Annotated in this window: 6 protein-coding genes; all 6 read right to left on the reverse strand. The window is 61.6% G+C overall.

Going from position 1 to position 7,687, the window contains the following annotated elements; all coding sequences use genetic code 11:
• Window positions 1-127 precede the first annotated feature (127 nt).
• Entirely contained in the window at window positions 128-1,024 is an 897-nt protein-coding gene (truB, locus tag Q4B98_RS09825; RefSeq protein ID WP_303197113.1) for a tRNA pseudouridine(55) synthase TruB, read from the reverse strand.
• A 24-nt stretch (window positions 1,025-1,048) separates the two neighbouring features.
• Entirely contained in the window at window positions 1,049-1,483 is a 435-nt protein-coding gene (gene rbfA / locus Q4B98_RS09830; RefSeq protein ID WP_303197114.1) for a 30S ribosome-binding factor RbfA, read from the reverse strand.
• 79 nt (window positions 1,484-1,562) lie between these two features.
• A complete protein-coding gene (locus Q4B98_RS09835) occupies window positions 1,563-2,174 on the reverse strand; it encodes a hypothetical protein (protein ID WP_303197115.1) in 612 nt (203 codons plus the stop codon).
• Window positions 2,171-3,343, reverse strand: coding sequence for a conjugal transfer protein TraL (locus Q4B98_RS09840; protein WP_303197116.1), 1,173 nt, complete (start codon window positions 3,341-3,343; stop codon window positions 2,171-2,173). The genes Q4B98_RS09835 and Q4B98_RS09840 overlap by 4 nt, the downstream gene beginning before the upstream one ends.
• The gene (locus Q4B98_RS09845; RefSeq protein WP_303197117.1) at window positions 3,340-4,143 is read right to left on the reverse strand and encodes an ABC transporter ATP-binding protein; all 804 of its coding nucleotides are present in this window, start codon (window positions 4,141-4,143) and stop codon (window positions 3,340-3,342) included. The genes Q4B98_RS09840 and Q4B98_RS09845 overlap by 4 nt, the downstream gene beginning before the upstream one ends.
• Window positions 4,144-4,811: 668 nt before the next feature.
• The coding region (infB, locus tag Q4B98_RS09850) for a translation initiation factor IF-2 (RefSeq protein ID WP_303197118.1) at window positions 4,812-7,687 on the reverse strand (2,876 nt) is incomplete at its 5' end.

Here is a 7,687-nt window from a genome sequence, read left to right on the forward strand (position 1 = left end):
AAACTGAGTTGCCGTCATGGCCCGAAACTCGAATAATGCAAGCCTGTGTGGGCTATGTCACATCGCATATCGATGACAGGGTGACCGCTTCCTCGCGGCTCCAAACGCACCTGTCCTGACCTTGAGGTCAAACAAGTACGCAGATCGCGCGACTGTGCCCCTTTTTTTCATCATCTGGTCGATAAAGAGCCAATAATTCACCGTTACTCGCAACCATCGCGGTGACCTCGGCTGGCACGATCAAGTCCAGACGTCGTCCGACTCGAATGGCGGCTTCCTGGTCCTCGGTGGTCTCGACGACGGGAAAGCTCATCCTGGCCGCCTCAGCCATAGTCATCGGGGTGGGGGGAGCTGCGTCGTCAGCAAAGATGTCCGCACACGCCATGGTGAGGTCGAAAGGTCCAACTCGAGTACGGCGCAAGGAGGTGAGGTGTCCCCCGACTCCCAGGTCTGCCCCGACATCACGGGCCAATGCCCGCACATACGTTCCCGAGGAACAGGTGACCTTGACGTCGACGTCAATCACCTCGTCATGACGACGAATATCGGTGGGTTCAAACCGGGAGACGGTCACAGCGCGCGGCTGAAGGACGACATCCTCGCCCGCGCGCACCTTGGCGTAAGCCCGCTGACCATTGATCTTGATCGCACTGACGGCGGTGGGAACCTGCTGGATCGTGCCAGTCTGACGCGCCATCGCAGCGCGGATGTCCTCGTCGGCTATCCCAGACGGGTCGGTGACAGCGGTAACGTCACCCTCGGCGTCGTCGGTGACGGTACTTACCCCCAACCTCATCGTGGCGGTGTAGTCCTTGTCATGCAAGGACAGATGGCCGAGGAGTCGGGTGGCGCGATTCATCCCGATGACCAGAACTCCGGTGGCCATCGGGTCCAGAGTCCCAGCGTGACCAACCTTGCGGGTCCCCATGAGACGACGCACCCGGCCCACAACCTGGTGGGAAGTCAGGCCGACGGGTTTATCGACAATCAGGACCCCCGATGGGACGCCGAGATTAGTCTTCATCTGCCGACCCAAAAGCCATAATTGTCACTCACCCTCTTCTGCACGGTGACGGTAGGGATCCGGCTCACCGGCGGGCACGGCCCCCTGGGAACGACGTGCAATCTCAGCGTCAGAAGCGGCAGCCCGAGCCAAGGCGTCCTCGATTGACTTGGCCGTCTCGGGGGTGGCGTCACGCACGAAAGTCAGCGTCGGGGCGTAGCGCAGCTTGAGTCTCTTGCCGACGGTGGAACGCAGCATACCTTTGGCTGATTCCAGAGCGGCAGCAGTAGCGGCGATCTCCTGGTCAGTGCCCATGGCAGTCCAGAACAAAGTGGCGTCACGAGAGTCCCCGGTCAAGCGCACGTCGGTGATCGTCACGAAACCCAGCCGGGGGTCCTTGACGCGGCGCTCGAGGGTCTCGGCAACAACAACCCTGATCTGATCGGCCAGTTTGGCGACCCGGGGATTGGGTGGCTTCATGATCTCTCCTCGCCATTCGTGTCCTGAACCAAGGTGTCAATCTTTCCACATCATCGACCCCCAACGCACATGTCGAGCGTCAACGCGGCGGCCCTGGCGTGCGCCATTGCAGTATCAATCCGACCACAACCACAATGGTCGTCACCGCCACGCTCAATGGATCAAAGGGGCTCTGGTCCAGCAGCGCCCACCAATAGGGAGTCGCCGCAGAATCCTTCGTGCCGATGACCCAGCACAGCAAGACGAAGATGGTTCCCGGCAGCCACGCCCAGGCCACCGACAGCAAGACGCTGGCGACCATCGCCATTCCCGCGAGAAGTACATGGTTGCGGATGAACCACAGCACCCACCACTGCGAATCGGGCTGGTCAAGATTGAACAGCACGACCCAGGTCACTGGCCACACCAGAACTATGACGGCCCACACCACCCTCATGGCTCGAATGGGCACGTCAGGGAACGCACGCTCTCGTTGCGGGTCTGGGGAAGAAAACAACACTGCGGCTATCAGACCGCACACACTTGACGTTCCGAGACCGACGTCAACCGATCTCCCCTCAGAGATGGGGACGCCCACGAGATCCCCGCCACTGTGATATGCGCACACCACTCCCGCAATCAGGTAGATGAGTACCACGGCAAGGCCACGACTGCGCAGGAACCATCCGAAGCAGGAGAGCCGACCCGTCATGGACAAGCCCTCACCTGTGCCACCATGGATCGCAGCGAGTCCGGGGCGAGGGGTTGACCGTCCATGACCGACACCAGTGCGTCGTCAAGGATTTCGACCATCCCGTCACACTGTGAGGACGTGGAATCCTCGACTCCCAACAGGTTGTCACCCAGCAGGGGTGCGTTGAGATCCCCGGCCCATTCTCTCGCTGTGGAGGAGGTCGACACCTGCGTCCACACCGGCAAGTACCCGGACCGGCCAGGCCCTCCCTCGGGCGCATACATTATACGTCTGTGAACCCCGCTGTCGGTCAGGAGGTCATCGACACGACCCATCGCCGTCGCGTACTCCTCCAGCCGCCAAGACATGTCACCGGAAACGCACGCCATTGATCCGCGCCTACCGACCTCACGGCACCGCCAATCACCCGTGGACTCCCACACCTCCTCCAACCGAATCGTCGCTGCGGCGTCAACGATGACCACTGCCACCAGAATCGTCGCCGTGAGCCACCGCCACCAAGGCCCACCACCGGGTGTCGTGATCACGGCCACGAGCACCAAAGAGACGACGATGACGGCACAATCGAGTCCAGCCCACAACGCGATGGCGTGCCAGGTGAGATGCGAAGGGGCGCCGTCGATGGCCGCAGGACCAGACCATCCAATGAGCAGGTCATAGGCCTCAGGAACGGCCCCCGCCACCAAGTAAACCGCGATGGCAGCGACAGCGGCGAGCAGATAGGAACCAGCCGCCACTCCAAGGACGGCCCCCAGGGCCAGGAATGCCGTGGCGGCCATGGCGGTGAGGACCGAACCCATCACGAGTCGCGGATCGGCGTCACCAGAAGCCACCAATGCGAGGATTGCCGTCGTTACCCCCACAGCCAGGAGCAGAACGGCTCCGACACCCACCAGCCAGGTGGTGACGATGGCGGCGGTGGCGCTGCGCGGCCAGGCTCGGGATGTACGCGTGACCCCGGCGCGGCGAAGACGGGCGCCGTACGCCACCCCGACTCCGCAGCACACTGGAGACAGGATGACCGTGTCCACCGAGACACTCCCCGTCGTCAAGGCGAAGGACTTCCACACGCGGGGATACATGTGCATCAGGCCAACGCTCGTGGCGACCCACAACACGGCAAGCCCGAGCCCAGACCAGACGGCCTGCCGAAGACAGGCTTTCATCGGTCCCCCTCAAGGAGCTCGGATTCTGCGCGACCTTGCATCAGGTGCAGGTAGCCTTGCTCAGCCACTGACACGTGGTCCTGTGAATCAGATTCTCCTGCTGCAGCCATCAATTCGGGCAGTGTGCCGCTCCAGGTAATGTGCCCCCCATCGACCAGATGCACTTGGTCTGCGGACAAGGCGACGTCATCCATGAGATGGGTGGACAGCACGACGACCCGTGAGGCCGCCTGCTCGACGACGTGGCGGCGAAACGAGATCCGCTCCCCCGGATCCAGGCCCACGGTCGGCTCATCAAGAATGAGCACCTCGGGGTCGTGAACCAGTGCCGCCGCGAGGAAGACCCGACGCTTTTGACCGCCCGACAGAGTACCGATGGGCTGGTGGGCGAATTGACCGACGTTCAGATCGGACATGACGCCTTGGCACCTGTGCCTGACCTGCGTGGACGGTACTCGATACATGCGCGCACAGAAGGCGAGAAAGTCTTCGACCGGCCACGACGGTGACCAGGTGCATTCCTGAGGAACGTACCCGATGTGGACCCGGTACCCAGAACCCTCCCGTCGTCTCCTCACGGGTTGCCCGTCACGACGTAGCGTCCCGGCCCTCGGTCGTTTGATTCCGGTGAGCACAGCAAGCATCGTCGTCTTACCCGAACCATTGGGGCCGACAAGGGCACTCACCCCCACCGGAAAGGTCGCCGATACCGGCCCCAGTTGCCACCCGGACCGGTATCGGACGACCACCTGGTCAAGTTCAATCGTGTCAGAACTCACCAATTCAACCCATCGCTGCACTTATCATGTCGAGCCACTAGGTCGATACAAATCTTAGAAGAACGTTGCCAACCGCCTCTTTGATTACGACCAACGTGGATCTTGGCGTCAGCATCCCATCTGTACGCCTTTCCACCAACCAAACGCCCAGTGTTGCCTGATGCCCCGGTTCTTAAGACTTTCGGTATACAGTTTGCACCCGGCATAGGCTGACATCTGTAATAAAGAACAGATGCGTCGATCTTACCGTAACCGCCCCTGTCAGTTTTCTTGTGACCCGCGACAGTGAAAATGTAATTAGCCCGAGAATGCCAGACACCATCTGACGACATGTAGGCTTTCTTATGTCCTTGGGTTTTTCCTGATGCTTTCGCCGATCCTCCTGTGACAGAAAGACTCTTCCACGATGTCACAGGAGTCGCTCTGATAGTATCAGCAAGTCCCGGGGCAGCAGAACACAAGCCAAAGACAGACACGGCAAATGCTAACATAACTACAATGCGACTCTTCTCATACATTCATCAACCATCCGTCCAAAAGAATAAACAAGAGAGCAACGCCAGCCTCACTGCTGACCGATGAGGGTCACGCTATCATTTGGGTGACGATGGACCAAGTGGTTGGGAACACAGGAACGGGGCGACCATGCTTCCGCACGGACGCCCCGTTCAGGACAGTAACCAAGAACCTCAGTCGCGAGGCTTTTCAACCATCTCGTAACACTGGATCTCGTCACCAACGTGAATGTCGGAGTAATTGGTCAAGGTCAGACCACACTCATAACCTTCACGGACCTCGGTAACGGCATCCTTCTCGCGCTGCAGCGTGTTGATCGAGGTTTCCTGGACCACCACGCCGTCGCGGACGAGACGTGCCTTGGCATGACGGCGAATGACGCCATCGGCAACCATGCAGCCCGCGATCGTTCCAACCTTCGAGGAGCGGAAGATCTGGCGGATCTCCGCAGTGCCCATCGACTTCTCTTCGTAAATCGGCTTGAGCATACCTCGCAGGGCCGACTCGATTTCGTCGATCGCGTCGTAGATGACCGAGTAGTAGCGGATGTCGACGTTCTCCTCGTCGGCCATACGCTGGGCATGGGCGGTCGGGCGAACGTTGAAGCCCACGATGACGGCGTTAGAGGCCGCAGCCAGCGAGACGTTGGTCTCGGTAATGGCACCGACGCCACGGTCAATGACGCGCAGGTCCACCTCGTCGCCCACGTCGATCTTGGCCAGAGCGTCTTCCAACGCCTCAACCGAGCCGGCGCCGTCACCCTTGAGGATGAGCAGCAGCTCCTGAGTCTCACCCTTCTCAAGCTGCTCAAACAGCTGGTCGAGGGTCTTGCGACGCGACGACTTGGCCTGCTGAGCGGCACGCATACGAGCCTCACGCTTTTCAGCGATCTGGCGAGCCATCCGATCGTCGTCGACAACCAGGAAGTTGTCGCCAGCACCAGGCACCGACGTGAGACCGAGAACCTGCACCGGGGTAGCCGGAGCAGCCTCATCGACGCTCTCGCCCTGATCGTTAATCATGGCGCGCACGCGACCATAAGAGGACCCAGCGACGATGGAATCACCAATATGAAGGGTGCCTCGCTGGATAAGCGCTGTGGCGACCGGACCACGACCCTTGTCGAGGTGAGCCTCAATAGCAACACCCTGAGCAGCCATGTCCGGGTTGGCACGAAGATCCAGAGCAGCGTCCGCAGTCAGAATGATCGCCTCGAGAAGATCGTCAAGGCCCTCGTGGGTACGAGCGGAGACATTGACGAACATGGTGTCGCCGCCGTACTCCTCGGGAACCAGACCGTACTCGGTGAGCTGTCCGCGCACCTTGTCTGGATCTGCTTCTGGCTTGTCGATCTTGTTGACAGCCACCACGATCGGCACATCGGCCGCCTTGGCGTGATTGAGAGCCTCAACGGTCTGCGGCATGACGCCGTCATCAGCGGCAACAACCAGCACTGCAATATCGGTCGACTTCGCACCACGGGCACGCATAGCCGTGAATGCCTCGTGTCCTGGGGTGTCGATGAAGGTGATGGCCCGCTCGGTGCCATCGACCTCAGTCTTGACCTGATAAGCACCGATGGCCTGGGTGATGCCACCGGCCTCACCCTCGACCACGTGGGTATGACGCAACGCATCCAACAGCTTCGTCTTGCCATGGTCAACGTGGCCCATGACGGTGACAACCGGCGGACGTGCAACGAGGTCTTCTTCATCGCCCTCGTTCTCGCCAAACTCAAGGTCGAACGACTCCAGCAGCTCGCGATCCTCGTCCTCTGGGGAGACGACCTGAATCTCGTAGTTAAGCTCCCCACCCAAGATCTCGAGGGTGTCGTCTGAGACCGACTGGGTCGCCGTCACCATCTCGCCCAGGTTGAACAGCACCTGCACCAGCTGTGCGGGCTCAGCATTGATCTTTTCAGCCAGATCGGTCAGCGAGGCGCCACGACGCAGCCGGATGGTTTCGCCATTGCCCTTGTGGACGCGCACCCCGCCAACCAGCGGTGCCTGCATTTCGTCGAACTCTTGCCTACGCTGCTTACGGGACTTGCGGCTGCGACGCGACCCACCGTGACCGAATGCACCCTGTGTGCCACGACCGCCACGACCTCCGCGACCACCGCCAATGGGGCCGCGCGGTCCGCCGCCGAAACCGCCACCAAAGCCGCCGCCACGGGACCCACCGCGACCACGACCACCGCCGCGTCCACCACGACCAGTAGTTGCGTGACCGATCTGGGAGGACTGGTGCTTCGGCATCATGGCCGGGTTCGGGCGAGGCATACCGGAACCGCCACGCGATCCCTGGCTGCCACCTGGACGCGGCATACGCTCGCCACGACCGGAATGCGAAGCTCCCCCGGAACGCTGCCCGCCCTCAGAACGATGACGAGACTGTCCCATTCCCTGACTGGAAGCAAAGGGGTTGTTTCCGGGACGTGGCGCACCGGTACGACGACCGGCACCCGGACGCGGACCGGGGCGCGGTCCCGACGGCAGACCGCCAGATCCACCCGGACGCGGACCCGGACGAGCACCCGGCTTTGGGGTCGACGACTTGGCCGACGCGCCGGGCTTGGGGCCGGGAGTCGGTGCATGGGGCTTGGCGACCTTCGGGCCTGGCTTGGGAGCCGGCTTGGCGTCGCTCTTGGGTGCCGGGGTCTCTTTCTTGAGACCACCGGAAGACTTCATGAGGCCCGGACGCGGGGTTGCGCTGGTACGAGCCGCAGAGCTTCGACCAGGTTTGGGTCCGCCGCTGGACCCGGGACGGGAACCTCGCGCCGACTTCGGCCCAGGACCCGGCTTGGGACCAGGGGTGGGCTTGGCCGCTGGGGCCTTCTTGGATGTTTCCTTGGGTGCTGGCTGCGACTTGCGAGCCGCAGGTTTGGCGGCCTTGGCGTCGCCAGCCGGCTCAGCTGAACCGATCTGGTCACGCAGTCGCCGCACAACTGGTGCCTCAATAGTTGAGGAAGCTGATCGGACGAACTCGCCCATCTCATTGAGCTTCCCCAGAAGCTGTTTGCTTGACAGTCCGAGCTCTTTCGCGAGCT

This window comes from Cutibacterium sp., from assembly GCF_030525615.1.
In the GTDB taxonomy this organism is placed as follows: Bacteria; Actinomycetota; Actinomycetes; order Propionibacteriales; family Propionibacteriaceae; genus Cutibacterium.